The sequence below is a fragment of the Roseibium sp. genome, from assembly GCF_965216085.1.
Classification (GTDB): Bacteria; Pseudomonadota; Alphaproteobacteria; order Rhizobiales; family Stappiaceae; genus Roseibium.
On the sequence record NZ_OZ244138.1, the window covers coordinates 4,613,823 to 4,631,618 of the forward strand.

Annotated in this window: 13 protein-coding genes; 10 read left to right on the top strand and 3 right to left on the bottom strand. The window is 55.2% G+C overall.

The window, feature by feature from the left end:
* Positions 1-374 precede the first annotated feature (374 nt).
* From ileS to ACOOFE_RS21710, 5 genes are all read left to right on the top strand, one after another.
* A complete protein-coding gene (gene ileS, locus ACOOFE_RS21690; protein WP_420411991.1) occupies positions 375-3,335 on the top strand; it encodes an isoleucine--tRNA ligase in 2,961 nt (986 codons plus the stop codon).
* 21 nt (positions 3,336-3,356) lie between these two features.
* Positions 3,357-3,893 carry a signal peptidase II gene (lspA, locus tag ACOOFE_RS21695; protein WP_420411992.1) on the top strand — a complete coding sequence of 179 codons (537 nt, stop codon included), beginning with the start codon at positions 3,357-3,359 and terminating at the stop codon, positions 3,891-3,893.
* Positions 3,894-3,967: 74 nt separating this feature from the next.
* Positions 3,968-4,681, top strand: a complete 714-nt coding sequence (locus ACOOFE_RS21700; RefSeq protein WP_420411993.1) for a hypothetical protein — start codon at positions 3,968-3,970, stop codon at positions 4,679-4,681.
* A gap of 201 nt (positions 4,682-4,882) precedes the next feature.
* On the top strand, positions 4,883-6,277 hold the full coding sequence (locus ACOOFE_RS21705) for a M16 family metallopeptidase (protein ID WP_420411994.1): 1,395 nt from the start codon (positions 4,883-4,885) through the stop codon (positions 6,275-6,277).
* Between the two features lie 2 nt (positions 6,278-6,279).
* Positions 6,280-7,614 carry a M16 family metallopeptidase gene (locus ACOOFE_RS21710; protein ID WP_420411995.1) on the top strand — a complete coding sequence of 445 codons (1,335 nt, stop codon included), beginning with the start codon at positions 6,280-6,282 and terminating at the stop codon, positions 7,612-7,614.
* Between the two features lie 33 nt (positions 7,615-7,647).
* On the opposite strand, the gene ACOOFE_RS21715 is transcribed toward ACOOFE_RS21710, so the two are convergent.
* A complete protein-coding gene (locus tag ACOOFE_RS21715) occupies positions 7,648-9,162 on the bottom strand; it encodes an EAL domain-containing protein (protein WP_420411996.1) in 1,515 nt (504 codons plus the stop codon).
* A gap of 254 nt (positions 9,163-9,416) precedes the next feature.
* Here ACOOFE_RS21715 and ACOOFE_RS21720 point away from each other — a divergent pair, with 254 nt between their 5' ends.
* The 5 genes from ACOOFE_RS21720 to groL all read left to right on the top strand — a co-directional run bounded on the left by ACOOFE_RS21720 (position 9,417) and on the right by groL (position 15,004).
* Complete coding sequence (locus ACOOFE_RS21720; RefSeq protein WP_420411997.1) at positions 9,417-10,355, top strand: hypothetical protein; 939 nt, start codon at positions 9,417-9,419, stop codon at positions 10,353-10,355.
* Positions 10,356-10,501: 146 nt separating this feature from the next.
* Positions 10,502-11,992, top strand: coding sequence for a sigma-54 dependent transcriptional regulator (locus ACOOFE_RS21725; protein WP_420411998.1), 1,491 nt, complete (start codon positions 10,502-10,504; stop codon positions 11,990-11,992).
* A gap of 146 nt (positions 11,993-12,138) precedes the next feature.
* Positions 12,139-12,714 carry a hypothetical protein gene (locus ACOOFE_RS21730; protein ID WP_420411999.1) on the top strand — a complete coding sequence of 192 codons (576 nt, stop codon included), beginning with the start codon at positions 12,139-12,141 and terminating at the stop codon, positions 12,712-12,714.
* Between the two features lie 302 nt (positions 12,715-13,016).
* On the top strand, positions 13,017-13,304 hold the full coding sequence (groES, locus tag ACOOFE_RS21735; RefSeq protein WP_141188295.1) for a co-chaperone GroES: 288 nt from the start codon (positions 13,017-13,019) through the stop codon (positions 13,302-13,304).
* Between the two features lie 53 nt (positions 13,305-13,357).
* On the top strand, positions 13,358-15,004 hold the full coding sequence (groL, locus tag ACOOFE_RS21740) for a chaperonin GroEL (protein WP_420412000.1): 1,647 nt from the start codon (positions 13,358-13,360) through the stop codon (positions 15,002-15,004).
* 205 nt (positions 15,005-15,209) lie between these two features.
* Here groL and ACOOFE_RS21745 read toward each other — a convergent pair whose 3' ends face one another.
* Positions 15,210-15,914, bottom strand: coding sequence for a glutathione binding-like protein (locus tag ACOOFE_RS21745; protein WP_420412001.1), 705 nt, complete (start codon positions 15,912-15,914; stop codon positions 15,210-15,212).
* A gap of 158 nt (positions 15,915-16,072) precedes the next feature.
* Positions 16,073-17,773, bottom strand: coding sequence for a methyl-accepting chemotaxis protein (locus ACOOFE_RS21750; protein ID WP_420412002.1), 1,701 nt, complete (start codon positions 17,771-17,773; stop codon positions 16,073-16,075).
* Between the last annotated feature and the right edge of the window lie 23 nt (positions 17,774-17,796).

Genomic DNA, 17,796 nt, shown 5'->3' on the forward strand with positions numbered 1-17,796 from the left:
GGGGCAGGTATTCCGGTCCTGCGCCTCACCGAAAAAATGCAATGGAAACCCTGCACAATTGCTTAAACGTCCAAACATTTTGGAATTTGTTTCGGTTCAGCAGCCATAATAAAGCGCGGAGGCATTTCTTGTTGTCCCTCTTTATTCCTTGCCGAACTGCTGCTATGTCCCATGCCATGCAAAAACTGGTTGTCTTAAGCCCCTGGATAAAGGTGGCGGAAATTAAGCGAATTACCGGCCCGGCCCTCGGCTGACGCACACGCGGCGCCAGGGACCGGGAGAAGCCTCCTTATTCTGCGGCCAGGCAAAAGGCCGCTGCGTACTCATGTTCTATGATTATGGGCATTGGCCCGACTGACCGGATCCACCAAGCGATGACCGAAGCACCAAAACGCGACTATTCAGAAACTCTCAATCTGCCGAAAACCGAGTTCCCCATGCGGGCGGGTCTTCCGAAAAAAGAGCCGGAAATCCTAGCTCGCTGGCAAAAGCTGGATATCTACAAGACCCTGCGCAATCAGTCTGAAGGCCGGGACAAGTTCATCCTGCATGACGGTCCTCCCTACGCGAACGGCAACATCCACATTGGTCACGCACTCAATAAGACCCTCAAGGACATCGTTGCCCGGTCAATGCAGATGACCGGTTATGACAGCAACTACGTTCCGGGCTGGGATTGTCACGGTCTGCCGATCGAATGGAAGATCGAAGAACAATACCGCTCCAAGGGCAAAAACAAAGACGAAGTTCCGATCAACGAGTTCCGCAAGGAATGCCGCGAATTCGCCGATCACTGGATCGGTGTCCAGCGCGAAGAATTCAAGCGCCTCGGCATTGAGGGTGACTGGGACAATCCGTATCTGACCATGCGCTTTGAGAGCGAAGCGGTCATTGCCCAAGAGCTGATGAAGTTCGCCATGTCCGGCCAGCTCTACCGCGGCTCCAAGCCGGTGATGTGGTCGGTCGTCGAAAAAACGGCGCTGGCGGAAGCAGAAATCGAATATCATGACTACCAGTCCGACCAGATCTGGGTGAAGTTCCCGATTGTAGAAGCCGGTGGCACCGATGAAGCGGCCGCCGAACAACTGCTCGATGCTTCTGTCGTCATCTGGACGACGACGCCTTGGACCATTCCGGGCAACCGGGCCGTTTGTTACTCCACGCGGATCAACTACGGTCTTTATGAGGTGACCCAGGACGGTCTGCCAGACGACAACTGGGTGCAAAAGGGTGACCTTCTGATCCTCGCAGACGCTTTGGCTGCGGATGTGTTCAAAAACGCCCGCATAGAAGATTTCTCTCTGGTTCGCGCCGTGTCGCCGGAAGAACTCGGGTCTCTTACACTAGCGCACCCATACCGCGACATGGATCTCGGCGGCTATCAGTTTGATGTTCCGCTTCTGGACGGGGACCACGTCACTGACGATGCTGGTACCGGTTTTGTGCACACAGCCCCAGGCCATGGTGCCGATGACTTTGAGATCTGGATGGCCAACGCCCGTGACCTGGATGAGCGCGGCATCGATACCTCTATTCCGTTTACCGTCGCCGACGATGGCTTCTATACCAAGGACGCGCCGGGCCTTGAAGGCAACCAAGTGATCACTCACAAGGGTGAAAAGGGTAAAGCCAACAAAGCCAACATCGAGTTCTTGAAGGACGCGGGCGCTCTGATCGGTCTCGGCCGCATGAAGCACCAGTACCCGCATTCCTGGCGGTCCAAAAAGCCGATCATTTTCCGCAACACGCCGCAATGGTTCGTCTATATGGACAAGAAACTGTCCGGCGAAAGCGACACACTGCGCACCCGGGCTCTCAACGCGATTGACGAAACTCGCTTTGTACCGGGCTCCGGCCAGAACCGTCTGCGTTCGATGATCGAAAACCGCCCGGACTGGGTTCTCTCCCGCCAGCGCGCCTGGGGTGTTCCGATCACGGTCTTCATCAACAAGGACACAGCCGAAGTTCTTAAAGACGAGACGGTCAATCAGCGGATCTACGACGCGTTTGTCGCCGAAGGCGCCGATGCATGGTTCGCAGAGGGCGCCAAGGAAAGGTTCCTTGGCAATGATTTCGCTGCGGACGAGTGGGATATGGTCATGGACATCCTGGATGTCTGGTTCGACTCAGGGTCTACCCATGCCTTCTGCATGGAAAAACGCGCCGACCTCAACCCGAAGCGTAAACCGCAGGGCGGCAAGGATTATGTCCTTTATCTGGAAGGATCGGATCAGCATCGCGGCTGGTTCCATTCGTCCCTTCTGGAAAGTTGCGGCACCCGCGGCCATGCGCCATACGACGCGGTTCTGACCCACGGCTTCACCATGGCCGAAGACGGCCGCAAGATGTCCAAGTCGCTGGGCAACCAGGTGTTCCCGCAGGACATCATCAAGCAGTACGGCGCCGATATCCTGCGCCTTTGGGCGGCCTCTTGTGATTATTCCGAAGATCAGCGGATCGGCCCGGAGATCATCAAGACCAGTGTCGACAGCTACCGCAAACTGCGCAACACACTGCGCTGGATGCTCGGTTCTCTTGCCCATGCAACGGGCGAAGAGGTCGCCGTTGAAGACATGCCGGAGCTGGAACGCCTGATGCTGCACCGGCTCGCAGAACTCGATGAAATGGTGCGCGAAGCGTATTGGGAGTACGACTACAAGAAGATCTTCCATCAGCTGTTCACCTTCATGACGGTGGAGCTGTCGGCGTTCTACTTCGACATCCGTAAGGATGCGCTTTACTGCGATCCGGCGTCTTCTGTGCGCCGCAAGGCTTCGCTTTATGTCATCGACAAGCTGTTCAACTGCCTGGTGACCTGGATGGCTCCAATGCTGCCCTTCACGATGGACGAGACTTGGGTCTCCCGCTACGGCGAAGACACGTCCGTTCATCTTGAGCAGTTCCCGGCGGTTCCGTCCGACTGGAAAGACGACGCGTTGGCGGCCAAATGGGCGAAGATCAAGACGGTCCGCCGCGTAATCACCGGCGCATTGGAGATCGAACGCCGCGAAAAGCGGATCGGGTCTTCTTTGGAAGCGCATCCGGTCGTTCATGTGACCAATCCGGATCTGATGACCGCACTGGAAGGCCAGGATATGGCCGACATTGCGATCACCAGCCAGTTGACCCTGTCGGCTGACGCAGCGCCCGAGAACGCTTTTGCTTTGGACGACACCAAAGGTGTTGCCGTGGTGCCAGCCATGGCAGAAGGCCAAAAATGCGCCCGCTCCTGGAAAATCCTTCCGGAAGTTGGTTCTGACGCCGACTATCCGGACGTGACGGTTCGGGATGCAGGCGCCTTGCGCGAGTGGGATGCGGCCCACGCGGCCGCATAATTGCCAGAGCAGCATGCGTATATGACAACCGACGGCAACCAGCCCAGTGAACCACTAAAACGCCCCTATATCTGGGGGCGTTTCAGCGGGTTTGTGTTTGCTATAGCCGCCATTTGCCTCATCCTTGACCAAGTAACAAAAGTCTGGATTGTCCACGGTGCCGACGTGGCAACGAATGGGCCAATCAAACTTCTGCCTATCCTGGACCTGATCCTGATCTGGAACCGGGGAATTTCCTACGGGTTATTTCAACAGGACAGTGATTTTGGCCGCTGGCTGCTTGCTCTATTTACGATCGCAGCAACGATCGCCTTGTGGATCTGGTCCACCAGAGTACCGTCGAAACTCCCTGCCCTTGCGCTGGCTCTGATTATCGGCGGCGCCATCGGAAATGGCATCGACCGTGTCGTCTATGGCGCGGTTGTCGATTTCGTCTATTTCCACGTTGGCAGCTTTTCCTGGTACGTCTTTAACCTCGCCGATGTGTGGATCGTTGCAGGCATGGCGGGTCTCCTGTATGACAGTTTCACAAATGGTCCTAATTCAGCCGCAAATTAGCGCTTAAAAGACCAAATACGATCGTGATGAGCATGACCCCGGTCGATAATCCCGGGTCATTATGAGGATATGCTGTGGTGTGGACGCTGGGCGATTTCATCTCCAAGGGTTTTGTTTTGGCTGCGGTGACAGCTCTAGCAGCCTGTCAAGCGGCGGATGGGACGACCGTTGCCCCAGACACCGCCCTTGTGAACAACATCATGGCTGGTCTTGGGGCAGTCGATCCTAATAAGAAAGAGATCGACTACAAGCCTCGTGCCCCTCTAGCAATGCCAGCTGAAGGCAGCAACTTGCCGGAGCCGGAAACACAAGTTGCTGGGACCAATGCTGCGAACTGGCCACAAGAGCGAAACAACGAAGAACTGAATGCGTTACGCGATCGTTATAAAGAGTCATATGACTATAATGGCGACCTTAAGCGGTTGACACCTGAACAGATGGCAGGCTTCGAGATTGTTGGATCAGAGAAGAAGGAATTTAAGCCCGGCAAACTGGATGTTCAGCGTCCAGATGGTTCGACCAACCGCATCTCAGTAGAAGAGATGAAAACAGGTTCAAAACGCTTCGATGAGCTGAAGCAGCAGAAAGACGGATCAAAAAGCGCAGAATTCGCTCTGAAAAGAAACTATCTTATAGAGCCACCTGCAGCATACAGCACGCCGTCGGCGGATGCCCCGATGCCATCTGCGAATATTGAGGTCAAAAAAACATACGCACCGCTCCAACGTGACCATGAATCCAACCGCTTGGATCCACGTTGCTTGGAAGGAAACGCGAAGTACTGTTGATGACATCGGCCTGGCTGGCGTTCAGGCGAAAATAACAAATATTTAATGCAGCCTCCGGACTTCTTAGCCCTATATGGGTCTGAAGGCCGGAGGCTTTTTTATATGGGCAGGAAACAGGAGCCCCTTGTGACTGAATTGCATCGATTATTTCAATCGACATGCCGCTGCTGGATCGCACCCCGGGTGCTTTGCGCGGGTTTGTTGACAACAACCATTCTCGCCGCGTCGGCTACGGTTCCAATCACCGGGCACGCATTCGCGGCTGAAACGGCGCAGGAGGACATCGTCATTGCGCCCAATTTGGAACGTTTCGTTCTCGACAACGGACTGGAAGTGGTGGTCATCCCGGATCGCCGCGCACCCGTCGTCACTCATATGCTCTGGTACAAAGTCGGTTCCGCCGATGAACCGGACGGTCAGTCCGGAGTCGCGCATTTCCTTGAACACCTGATGTTCAAGGGAACGACAAACAATCCGGATGGTGCCTTCTCCAAGATGGTCGCAGACCGTGGCGGACAGGAAAACGCCTTCACGAGCCTGGATTATACCGCCTACTTCCAGCGGGTTGCCAAAGAACACTTGCCCCTAATGATGGAGCTTGAAGCAGACCGGATGGAAAACCTTGTTCTGAGCGATGAGGTCGTTGCGCCGGAACGGGATGTTGTGTTGGAAGAACGACGGGACCGGGTCGACAGCCAGCCCAGGTCGCGGCTCCGGGAAGCAATGAACGCGATCACCTTCGTTAATCACCCCTATGGCTCTCCCGTAATCGGTTGGGAAAGCGAGATTGAGGCATTAAATGCAGAGGCTGCGATCGCATTTTATGATCGTTTCTACACCCCCAACAATGCGGTTCTGATCGTTGCTGGCGACGTTGACCCAGACAATGTGAAAGAGTTGGCGAAGGCCACTTATGGGAAAGTCTCCCGGCGGGCCGAACCTGGTAACCGTGTGCGTCCTGCAGAACCGCCGCTGTCAGGTGAACGCCGAATTGCGGTTACTGATCCGCGGGTCCGGCAGGAATCTGTTTCGCACACCTGGATCGTCCCCAGCCAAACAACCGGTGAAGGCAGAACACCCGAAGCCCTGGATATCCTCGCCTATATCCTCGGAGAGGGACCGACGAGCCGCTTGCATAAAAAACTGGTTCTTGAGACGGAAACCGCCATTAGCTCGGGCGCCTATTATCAGGGTGGTGCGCTAAACCACGGCCGGTTTTATGTCTATGTCTCGCCGCGGCCTGGCCATACCTTGGAAGAAGTTGAAGCGTTGGCAGCAGAAGAACTGCACAAGCTCTTGGAAACGGGTGTCACCGACGAAGAGGTGGAACGCGCCAAACACAGCATGATAGCAAGCTCAATTTATGCGCAAGACAGCCAGTCCGGCCTTGCCCGTCTGTTTGGCTCGGCACTCACCACCGGCCTGGCGGTTGAAAATGTACAAACCTGGCCCAGTCAGGTCCAAGCCGTAACAAAAGACGATGTTCTGGAAGCTGCCCGAACCTACTTATCGGGTGTTCCTGTGACCGGGGAATTGAGGATCCCGCAGCCTGACACCGAAGCAAGCGGCCCGGATAACTCCGGCAAGGAGTCTTGATCATGAATTTTCTGCGCACTCCTTCCAAGACACTGGCCGCATCCGCTCTCCTTGCCTTTATCCTGCTGCTCGGTAGCCGCACATCTTGGGCCGTCGAAATCCAGAAAGTGGTTAGTTCTGAAGGCATCGAAGCTTGGCTGGTGGAAGATCACACCGTTCCGCTGGTGGCTCTGAATTTCTCCTTTGATGGTGGTTCCTCGCAGGACCCTGTGGGCAAAGCCGGGCTTACACGCCTTCTGGCAGCCACCCTTGATGAGGGCTCCGGTGACTTAAGTTCCGAAGACTATCAGGCACGGCTTGAAGAACTTGCGATCAGCGTAGGTTTCAGCACCGGAAAAGACCGGTTTTATGGCAACTTGAGAACTCTGACCCGGACCTTGCCCGAAGCGGCAGAAATGCTTGCGACAGCTTTGAATGCCCCCCGTTTTGATGCTGCCCCAGTCGAACGCATGAAAACCAGCCTTATCACCCAGGCCCGGCGCAATGAAACCAGTCCAGATGCAATTGCAGGGCGCACACTCGCTGAGGCGGTTTTTGGAGACCATCCTTATGCCCGCCCAACCTTGGGAACTGAAGAAACGCTTGAAACGCTGAGCTCTGAAGATCTGGGAGCTCAGAAATCAAAGCTGATTGCGAAAAGCGGACTGAAAGTCGGCGTGGTTGGGGCCATTGATGCAGAAACCTTAAAGCCGTTGCTGGATCAGGTGTTTGGGGGACTGCCGGACAACGCTGACCTACAGTCGATCTCTGATCTGACACCGGAAACAGGCGATGATGTTCACGCGTTTCTCGAGGTGCCACAAACCACGGTGCTGGTCTCTTTACCTGGCCTCAAGCGGGACGATCCAGATTATCAGGCCGCTTACGTGATGAACCATATTCTTGGTGGCGGATCTTTCACTTCTTGGATGTATCAAGAAGTCCGGGAAAAGCGCGGTCTGTCTTATGGCGCCGGCACCTCGCTTTCACCGTATAAACATACGGGACTTCTGATCGGCTCAGCCGCAACAAAAGCGGAGCGGTCTGACGAAACAGTCGAAGTTATCCGCGCACAGCTCAAACGGATGGCCGAACAAGGTCCGACACAAGCCGAACTTGAGAGCGCCAAACGCTACATAACTGGGTCCTATCCCCTGCGGTTCGACAGCTCAGGCAAGATTGCCAGCCAGTTGGTGGCCCTGCAAAATGCAGACCTCGGCATGGATTACTTCGACCGGCGCAACAGCGAGATCGAGGCCGTGACACTAGAAGATGTCAACCGAGTGGCCCAGCGTCTTTTTGCCGGGGTTGAACCCACCATCATTCAGGTTGGTCCCAACGGTCAGGCGACAGACTGACGATCTTTGGGTGGAACAAAAAAAGCGGCGGGCCTAGCCCGCCGCTTTTTTGCGAGGAGCTGGTGTCCCCTGAAGCACTTCGGCTCGAACCGGCCTTGGTGGTGAGAACAAGTTGCCCTGCGCCAGCTTGACATCGAAATCGAGCAGTTCCAGCACCTGGGATTCCGTTTCCACGTGGTCGGTGATCAGTTCCATTCCATAGCGATGCAGAAGATCGCCGAAATCAGCCGGATGAATGTGCCCGTGATTGGTTTCCCGGCGGCCGATCAGGTAGTCCGCGTTCAGCTTGCCATACTTGAAGCCATGGCCTGCAAGACTGTTGAAGTCCATCTTCATATCGTCGATCTGATCGACGGAGAAACGGAAACCGGCGTCATAAAGCGCAGACAGCCTGTCAAACTCGACGGTGCTCATGCCGGCAATATCGGCTTGGGAGAACTCAAACACCAGCGCGCCGGAAAACTCCTTGTTGGACCGGACAAACTCCAGGAAGCCCGGGAAGAAGGTCTCATCCGACAGCGATTGGGAGGAAATGTTGCAGAACAGGATGGCGTTCTTGTTCCGTGACATCAGCCTGCGAATGACCTGGACCGAGCGGAACAGCAGCAAATTGTCGATGCGCGCGATTTGACCGGACCGGACAGCCTCCGGCAGGAAGGACCGGGCCTCGATGGAATCGCCATTGGCGTTGCGCAGCCGTGTGAACGCTTCGTAGTGCTTGACCTGGCGCTGCGGCAGGCTGACGATCGGTTGAAGGTAGAGTTCAACCCGGTTGGCATTGAGAGCTGACGTGATCAGCTCGTTCATCGCGGAATCCGGCCCCGGCGTTTCCACTTGGGCGGCATGCGGATCTGCCGGCAACTCAGCGAATTCCTCTGCGGACTGAGGAAGGCCGGCCGACGGCATCGGCGGCTGACCATCCCGCTGGACGTGCACACCATAGCGGCGGTCCAGCTCCGACATGTCCCGATGCGTCGGGGCGGCACCATTGTTATAAGGTCCAGGTTGCGGCGGCGGCGGGGGCGCAAATGGCTGGTGTGGCGGCACGGCTGGTGCCGGCGCTTGCGGATAGGGCTCCTGATAGTGCTGATTTTGACCGTTCGCGGGAACATAGCCAGGTGCCGGTTGCGGCGCTTGCGGATATTGCGGCAGGCTTTGTACCGGCGGTGGCGGCGCGATGGCCTGCTGGTCCTCAACCTTGGTTTCCAGATCAGACATCGCTTCGGCCATTTGCTTGACCAGCGTGCCCAGAACTTCAACTTCGGCGAACAGTGGATCGATTTCGGCCCGTGTCCGGCGCGGCATGCTGTGCTCCATGCCAGTCAGGCGGCCTTCGAGATTGCCGACATCCTCGTCCAGATCCGTCATGCGCTCTTCCAGACGCTCGACGGCGTCGCTCACTGCGCTTCTGTCCCGGGACCTGCCGATCAGGAGATGGACCAATATCATGGTGCACATCAGGGCAAGGGACAACGATACAGCTTCGCCGAAAGGACGGCCGAACTGGAACACCATCACGGCTGCCGATGACAGCGCGATGATCGCCATGCATATTGCTACAAATATCGTCGCGGTCCGGCCCATTTGGTACTGAATCTACCCGATGCGAATCAAAAAAGACTGGTTAATCATGCCTTAAGAGCGCGCTGGCTCCGAATCCGCAAGCCACTTTCCAGCCTGCTTTTGGCGACTTGTCCCCGACTATGCGCGCTTTCCAACTTCAAAACGACCTGTTTTGGCTATCAGTTGCGACATAATTAAGTGAATGAGCTGTTTGAAAAGCAAAGTCCCAGATCAGGATTTTGACCTATTGGGGATTGAAATTCAACAAACCCTGCGCAATATTACGCTACGTAATTTTTTCATTATTTGAATGCACCTGTTCTAGCAACGAGGCTAAAGCTATGCCCGCTTCCGGGCAATCATCGAGGTGGGAAGACAGGAAAAGCGGTTCCGGTAACAGACAACCTGCTCCCAAATTCTCGTCGCCTTCAAAAAGCGATCAAGGCAGCGCTTTGGATGACCGGAAGACACCGGCCGGGAACGCAAAGCAAACCAATCCGCATCAAGCACGGCTTATCGAAGACTGCCTTGATAAGGTGCTGAATAGCTCTGAATTTAAAACAACACCGCAACTTCGGGCATTTTTACAATTTATCGTCGATGCAGCGCTGAAGGGCCGGAAACAGGACCTAAAAGGCCATATAATTGCGGTTGAGGCACTCGGTCGCGGGCCCGGCTTTGATCCAAATTCAGATCCCATTGTCAGAGTGGAAGCCGCCCGGCTGCGGTCCCGCCTTAGCGACTATTACTCGGGTTCTGGATCTGATGATCCTGTTCAGATCACTGTACCAAAGGGAGGCTATGCGCCGGTCTTTCTTGAAGTAGCTGATCCTGCGGCTACTGATGACCCGGTTGACATAACTGAGACCGAGCCGGACCGGAGTCAACAAATTCAACGCCAAATGACATCAGACACGTCGCCAGCTGGCAGCCGTCCGTCAGTGCCCCAATCTCAGCTAAAAAGCTCGTCTGGTTTTCAAGATCGGCCAACCGCCGGTGATTTTCGGCAACAAGAAATGCCCGCAGCGCGGGAAGGCCCCATTCTCCGGGAAGACAGCACCACTTCGTATTTAGACGAACTTCGCAAAATATTGACGCAGCCGCGTTACGCGCTGCTTTGGGTACTCATTGCTGGCATGGTGTGTTTTCTGGCCGGATATTTGGCTGGCCGGGGATAACTCCACGGTAATTGCGCTCTTTTCGGGTAAAAAATGCAAATTGCTTCATCTGACAACGCTTTGTTTACCCTGTTTGGCGAATTATCCCTTTAGCCGGACTTTCGGCACCCGATTGACCCAGATCGAGCGATGGGAGTTGCCCTGCGATGGGGAGTAATGAGGGCAAAGTTTTGCCTGTGATTGTACGAGTTTTAGATGCCTCTGCATCTGAAGCAGCCCGCACATCGGCTGTCTGCGCGAAACTACCCGCGGCCTGTTCAGAGCCGATCCTCTACACAGAGTCTGCTGCCTGCCTGCAAGACTTGGCAGACAAAACAACCGACATTCTCATTGTTGACCTGGAAACGATAGGGGGCGACGAGGCTCTCGAAGCTTATGCTGTGCGTTGTCCAAAAGCCGTCATCCTCGCCGTATCCGCAAAAGGCTCCGTATCGCGGGCGGTCAGCGCCATGCGCGCCGGTGCTCATGACTTCCTGACAAAGCCTTTTTCTCTGGACGCCCTGGCTTCAAAAATCAGCTTCCAACTTCAGCAGCGCCGGCCTTCAGTGAAACAGGCTGCCGCTCCTGCTGCAGAGATGCCGCTTGCCGATAATCTGCATGCAGCGGCTCCTTCGACGCCACGTGTTGCGCCAGAGCCTAAACAGCCTGCTGGTCTCGGCCGCCTCATCGGTATGTCTGCATCCATGCATGACATCCATGACCAAATCCGCCGCATGGCGCCATCGCAAGCGCCGGTATTCATCACTGGTGAATCCGGCACTGGCAAGGAGTTGTGTGCAGCTGCCGTCCATGATTTGTCCCACCGCCGGTCAGCCCGTTTTGTAACCTTGAACTGCGCAGCAATCCCGCGGGATCTCATCGAAAGTGAGATTTTTGGTTATGTACGCGGAGCCTTTACGGGCGCCACCGACAACCGCATTGGCGCTGCGGAGCAGGCAGATGGCGGCACATTGTTTCTCGACGAAATTGGGGAAATGGACCTGCTGCTGCAAAGCAAACTGCTAAGGTTCTTACAAACAGGTATGTTCCAGCGGCTTGGCGACACCGAAACACGCAAAGTCGATGCTCGGATCATCTGTGCCACAAACCGGGATCCGCTTGCAGAAATTACCGCGGGCCGCTTCCGTGAGGATCTTTATTACCGTTTGCATGTGCTGCCAGTCCATTTGCCACCGCTACGCGACCGCCGGGACGACATTTTACCGCTCGCAGAGGCCTTCCTGACCCGGTATTCGGTCGAAGAACGGCGGAAGTTCCGGGGTTTTGATGCTGATGCGGAAACGCGCATCCTTTCTTATTCCTGGCCAGGCAATGTCCGGCAGCTCGAAAACACCATCCGGCAAATTGTCGTGATGAACGATGGTGCTGCTGTTACGCACGATATGCTGCCGATGATAATTCGAGATGCTTCGGCACGGCCGAGTGGTGTAATCGATTTGTCACGGGAGCGGTCCCGAGCTCAACCGGAAAGCCGTCCGTTTGGTGCGATCGAGCCGCTATGGGCCCAAGAGCGGCGGATTATTGAAGACGCGCTTGATGCTTTTAACGGCAATATTGCGATGGCAGCGGCTGCATTGGAAATCAGTCCCTCGACCATCTATCGGAAAAAGCAATCTTGGGTAGCCCGCTGCGTTTAGCCGGGTCACTTATCGCGCCTCTCCTATCCGACAAAAGTTCAAGCGTTTACCGCATCGCACACATTTCCTTGTCTCAAAGGGAAAGTCGGTCTATATCGGCCAAATCGCTAAGAAAAGACAAGATCTAAGGGCGGGCGGGGAATTATATGACGAAGCAAGTTGGCCGATTTAAACTTGGGTGGATAGCACCTTCTCTTGCTTTGGCGCTTGGGACCTTTGCAATCCCCGGCACCGCAGCGGCGCAATCGCCCGAAATCCAGACGCCAGCTGCTGCCTTTATAGACGCCTTGAACGGTTATGACTCGGCCTGGTCTGCCAATGGCCTTGCCTTTTCTACGGTCACCTTTACCGATGGCACCAGCACCGGATATGGCCAATACACTGCCAAAGACGGAGCTTCGTTTGCCGCAGGCGAACCAATCGCGCTCTATGCTGAACTGGTTGGCTATGCCTTTGACCAATCAAGCGAAGGCTACAGCTACAGGCTGAGTGCCAGTTACAAGCTTCTGAACCAATCTGGTCAGGTTTTGAGCGAGCAAGACGATTTTGCGGCTTTCACCGGCACGGGCCGCTCCAAACAACGGCAGCTGTCCGCCGCCCTCACCTTCCAGTTCGACGGATTGCCCGCCGGGGACTATCAGCTTCTGGCAACTTTCTCAGATGCAATTGGTGGAAAATCCGCCAGTTTCACACTGCCTTTTGCTGTTATCGGTACAAATTGAGTTTAGATATTATCTAGATGAAGTATGCCGCCTACCGTCTCGGCTAACGGCATAGAGGTTTTCCCTGCTGCAGGGCTGGTTAACCTCAATCAAAACCGACGCTTGGTGGTTGCAGAAAATCTGCAGCCCGGCATTGACAACAGCCCCCCCGATACATAAATCCTGTTGCGCTGTTAGCACTCGCCTTGAGGGAGTGCTAGTGGCGGACGGGAGGCAGATGCTCTTCCGTTTCATGTAACCCAATAATCATGTCTCGCGCGCTGCCTATTGCGTGGGGCGCGCTCATGAGAGGAAACAGTTTTATGGCATTTCGTCCACTGCACGACCGTGTCGTAGTTCGCCGCGTCGACTCCGAAGAGAAGACCGCTGGTGGCATCATCATCCCAGATACCGCTAAGGAAAAGCCGCAAGAAGGCGAAATCGTTGCTGTTGGCAACGGCGCCCGTGACGACTCCGGCAACATTGTTGCCCTGGACGTCAAAGCTGGCGACCGCGTTCTGTTCGGCAAGTGGTCCGGCACCGAAGTCAAGATCGACGGTGAAGACCTCCTGATCATGAAGGAATCCGACATCATGGGCGTGATCGCTTAATCAGCGAACCGCTTTTGTCCGACTTCAATTCCAATTTTAGGTGAGACGACCCTATGTCTGCTAAAGAAGTAAAGTTCTCCTCCGACGCACGTGAGCGCATGCTCAAAGGCGTTGACACCCTCGCAAACGCTGTGAAGGTGACCCTTGGCCCGAAAGGCCGTAACGTTGTTCTCGACAAGGCTTTTGGTGCTCCGCGCATCACCAAAGACGGCGTTTCCGTTGCCAAGGAAATCGAACTGGAAGACAAGTTCGAAAACATGGGCGCACAGATGGTGCGTGAAGTTGCTTCCAAAACCAACGACATCGCTGGTGACGGCACAACAACTGCAACCGTTCTGGCGCAGGCTATCGTCAAAGAAGGCGCTAAGGCTGTTGCTGCCGGCATGAACCCGATGGACCTGAAGCGCGGCGTAGACCTTGCTGCTGCTGAAGCTGTGAAGTCCCTGGAAGCTGCTTCCAAGACCATCACCACTTCTGAAGAAGTTGCTCAGGTTAGTACCATCTCTGCAAACGGCGACGAGCAGGTCGGCACCGACATTGCTGAAGCCATGCAGAAAGTTGGCAACGAAGGTGTGATCACCGTCGAAGAAGCCAAGTCTCTGGAAACCGAGCTGGAAGTCGTTGAAGGCATGCAGTTCGACCGTGGCTACCTGTCTCCTTACTTCGTCACCAATGCTGACAAGATGCTGGCTGACCTTGAGAAGCCGTACATCCTGCTGCACGAGAAAAAGCTCTCCAACCTGCAGGCGATGCTGCCGATCCTGGAAAGCGTTGTTCAGTCTTCCCGTCCGCTGCTCATCATTGCAGAAGACGTTGAAGGTGAAGCTTTGGCAACTCTCGTTGTCAACAAGCTCCGCGGCGGCCTGAAAATTGCTGCTGTTAAGGCACCTGGCTTCGGCGACCGCCGTAAGGCCATGCTGGAAGACATCGCTATCCTGACTGGTGGTACCGTGATCTCCGAAGATCTGGGCATCAAGCTGGAAAACGTCACTCTCGACATGCTCGGCACTGCTGAGAAAGTTGCGATCACCAAAGAAACCACCACCATCGTTGACGGTGCTGGCTCCAAGGACGACATCAACGGTCGCGTTGGTCAGATCAAAGCTCAGATCGAAGAAACCACTTCCGATTACGACCGTGAGAAACTCCAGGAGCGCCTGGCTAAACTCGCTGGCGGTGTTGCAGTTATCCGCGTTGGCGGTGCAACTGAAATCGAAGTGAAAGAGAAAAAAGACCGCGTCGACGATGCTCTGAACGCAACCCGCGCTGCCGTTGAAGAAGGCATCGTACCGGGTGGCGGTACCGCTCTCCTGCGTGCCAAGAAAGCTGTAGAAGCTCTGTCTTCCGACAACGCTGACATTGCTGCTGGCATCAAGATCGTTCTGCGTTCTTTGGAAGCTCCGATCCGTCAGATCGCTGAAAACGCTGGTGTTGAAGGTTCCATCGTTGTTGGCAAGATCCAAGAAAACGGCGACGACACCTTCGGCTTCAACGCTCAGACCGAAGAATTCGTCAACATGATCGACGCTGGTATCATTGACCCGACTAAAGTTGTCCGGACTGCTCTGCAGGACGCAGCTTCTGTCGCTGGTCTGCTGATCACCACCGAAGCCATGGTCGCTGAGCTGCCGAAGAAAGACGCTGGCGCACCGGCAATGCCGGGCGGCGACATGGGCGGCATGGGCGGTATGGGCTTCTAAGAAGTCTCAGCTCAAAAAGCTTTGCGGAAAGGGCGGCTCTCGGGCCGCCCTTTTTGTTTCTAAAACCGCCCATCATTTTTGTATGTGCCGCTGTGCGGCACGGGAGGCGGTATGGGCTTCTAAGAAGTCTGAAGCTCAAAAGCTTTACGGAAAGGGCGGCTCTCGGGCCGCTCTTTTTGCATCTAATCTATCTCTTTTGGTGCCGTCACCCGCTTGGCCGAATGTTGATCGCCGCTTGGCTTGCCGGCCGGGCCATGCAGGTTTCAGCCCAGCGCATGACATTCTTGCGGCTTTCCAGCTCGACGTGCTCTCCAGCTTCATAGAAGCCGTTCAGGTTCCGAATCCACGGCCAGGAGGTGATGTCGGCAATGGTGTAATCGTCGCCCATAATAAAGTCCCGACCCTCAAGGCGCTGATCCAAAACCCCCAAAAGCCGTTTGACCTCATCGCGGTAGCGCTCAAACGGGCGGCGGTCTTCATAGTCTTTTCCGGCAAACTTGTTGAAGAACCCAACCTGGCCGGACATCGGGCCAAGGCTACCCATTTGCCACATCACCCACTGGATTGCTTCGTATTTTCCTGCTGCATCTGCTGGAATGAACTTTGCGGTCTTCTCCGCCAAATAAATCAGGATTGCCCCAGATTCCCAGAGCGGGAGCGGTGCTCCCCCAGGCCCATTCGGATCGAGGATTGCCGGGATCTTGTTGTTCGGATTGAGTGACAAAAACTCAGGTGTCAGCTGGTCGCTGGTGCCAAAATCAACCTTATGGGCTTCATAGGAGAGGCCCGTTTCTTCCAGCATTGCAGAGACTTTGATCCCATTCGGTGTCGGCAGGGAATATAACTGAATGCGGTCAGGAAACTGAGCTGGCCACTTTTTCGTAATCGGGAAATCTGTAAGGCTGATCATGAAATGCCATAGCTTGTGAGGACGGAAGAAATGCAGCAGCTGTGCGCCCCACTATAAAGCTCTAATCCCCAACTCCAACACGTCAGCGATAACAATTGCTTCATAGCAAAACAGGCGCCGAATGCGCCTGCTCAGTGTGATCGTTGAAGCCTTGGGGGTTATGCAGCCCGCACTTCTCCAAGGAAGGTTTCAACCTGTGTCCGCAAGGTCTTGGCATGTTCGGACAAGTCAACAGCAACCTCCAGAACCTCCTTAGCGGCATTGCCGGTATCGGAAGCAGCGGTTGCCACATCGTTGATGGTGTGGCCAACTTCCGCCGTCCCGGAAGCAGCCTGTTGGGTGCTATCGGCGATTTCACGGGTGGCAATGCCCTGTTCGCTCATAGCGCCGGAAATGGTGTCGGAAATATCCTTGATCTGGCCAATGGTTTGACTGATGGACTGGATCGCCTCCACAGCTTCCCCAGTGGCCGACTGCATTCCGGAGATCTGTGAGCCAATTTCCTCGGTTGCCCTGGCGGTCTGGGTTGCCAGATTTTTCACTTCCGATGCCACGACGGCAAAGCCTTTACCAGCTTCACCAGCACGAGCCGCTTCAATGGTCGCGTTCAGCGCCAACAGGTTTGTCTGCTCGGCAATGCCGCTGATCAATTCAATCACTTCACCAATCTTGCTGGCCGCATCCGCCAGTCCACGGACGGAGTCATTGGAGCGTTCCGCTTCTGCATTGGCCTGGTTGGAGATTTCGGCCGACTCGCTGACCTGACGGTTGATCTCACTGATGGATGCCGACATTTCCTCTGCAGCCGACGCAGCTGTCTGAACGTTTTGAGATGCACTTTCTGCTGACGTTGCCACAGTAGAGGCTTGCTGCTGGGTTTGTTCCGCAACCGACGACATGGACTGCGCAGTCGACTGCATCCGGTTTGACGAGTCCGTGACCGTATCAACAATGCCCATGAGCGCTGTTTCGAACTGATCGGCGAGCGCATTCATGCTGGCCCGCTTTTCTTCGGCAGCCAAACGCTCCCGCTCGTGTTTTTCCTGCTCCATGCGCTCAACTTCCAGCGCGTTCTCTTTGAACACCTCAAGCGCTTTTTCCATCTGGCCGATTTCATCGCGGCGTCCGGACACCTGCAGCTCCACTTCCGAATTACCGTCTGCGAGCGCGGTCATCGACCCAATGATTTTGGTAATCGGCCGGGAGATCATCCGGGAGATAAACCAGTTCAGCACCAATCCAACAAACGCGACTGCGGCAACCGTAAACAGGAATAGTTGCAGAGCCTCCCGGGCGCCGTTCAATGTCGCTTCGGTTGCACTCATACGTAAGCTATCAACGACCTCATTCAGCTTATTTACATCCGACACCAACGTGGCATGCAGCGAGGTCGCTTCGTTCATGAAGATGCTGGCTGTTGCGACATCAAGGGTCGCCATATCTGCCGTTCCAAGTGCTGCTTCCTGATACTCGCGGGCATGTTTGACCGCAACTTCCTGAAGTGGCGCCAAATCAGCGTTGTTCAGCTTGGAAAGGTCGAGCGTTTCAAAGTCGGTGACAATGGCATTCAGCTTTGCTGTCGATTCCTCAAGCTTGGCATTGACCTTGTCCATGTCCGATTCATTTTGTGCCGTGGTCATCAGATCATAGAGCGACAGCTGAGCACCAGAGAGCGCTTCTTTCACTTGGCTCATGTCGGCAAAAGCCTTGATCTGGACATGGCTCAGGTTTTCGATCGCAGAGCGCTGTTGGTCGATCGCAAAAAACGAGATGATAGAAACAATCCCCAGCCCGACCAATAGAATAACCGGGGTCACGAACATCTTCGTGGCAAGGGCAAGATTGGCAAACCAGTTCATTTTTCCATCCAGTAAATGTTGTC

Excerpts from the sequence above, each read along its gene's own strand:
- ileS (WP_420411991.1), top strand. The coding sequence starts at position 375 with ATGACCGAAGCACCAAAACGCGACTATTCAGAAACTCTCAATCTGCCG.
- groL (WP_420412000.1), top strand. The coding sequence starts at position 13,358 with ATGTCTGCTAAAGAAGTAAAGTTCTCCTCCGACGCACGTGAGCGCATG.
- ACOOFE_RS21710 (WP_420411995.1), top strand. The coding sequence starts at position 6,280 with ATGAATTTTCTGCGCACTCCTTCCAAGACACTGGCCGCATCCGCTCTC.
- lspA (WP_420411992.1), top strand. The coding sequence starts at position 3,357 with ATGACAACCGACGGCAACCAGCCCAGTGAACCACTAAAACGCCCCTAT.
- ACOOFE_RS21750 (WP_420412002.1), bottom strand. The coding sequence starts at position 17,773 with ATGAACTGGTTTGCCAATCTTGCCCTTGCCACGAAGATGTTCGTGACC.
- ACOOFE_RS21725 (WP_420411998.1), top strand. The coding sequence starts at position 10,502 with ATGGGGAGTAATGAGGGCAAAGTTTTGCCTGTGATTGTACGAGTTTTA.
- ACOOFE_RS21715 (WP_420411996.1), bottom strand. The coding sequence starts at position 9,162 with ATGGCGATCATCGCGCTGTCATCGGCAGCCGTGATGGTGTTCCAGTTC.
- ACOOFE_RS21730 (WP_420411999.1), top strand. The coding sequence starts at position 12,139 with ATGACGAAGCAAGTTGGCCGATTTAAACTTGGGTGGATAGCACCTTCT.
- ACOOFE_RS21745 (WP_420412001.1), bottom strand. The coding sequence starts at position 15,914 with ATGATCAGCCTTACAGATTTCCCGATTACGAAAAAGTGGCCAGCTCAG.
- groES (WP_141188295.1), top strand. The coding sequence starts at position 13,017 with ATGGCATTTCGTCCACTGCACGACCGTGTCGTAGTTCGCCGCGTCGAC.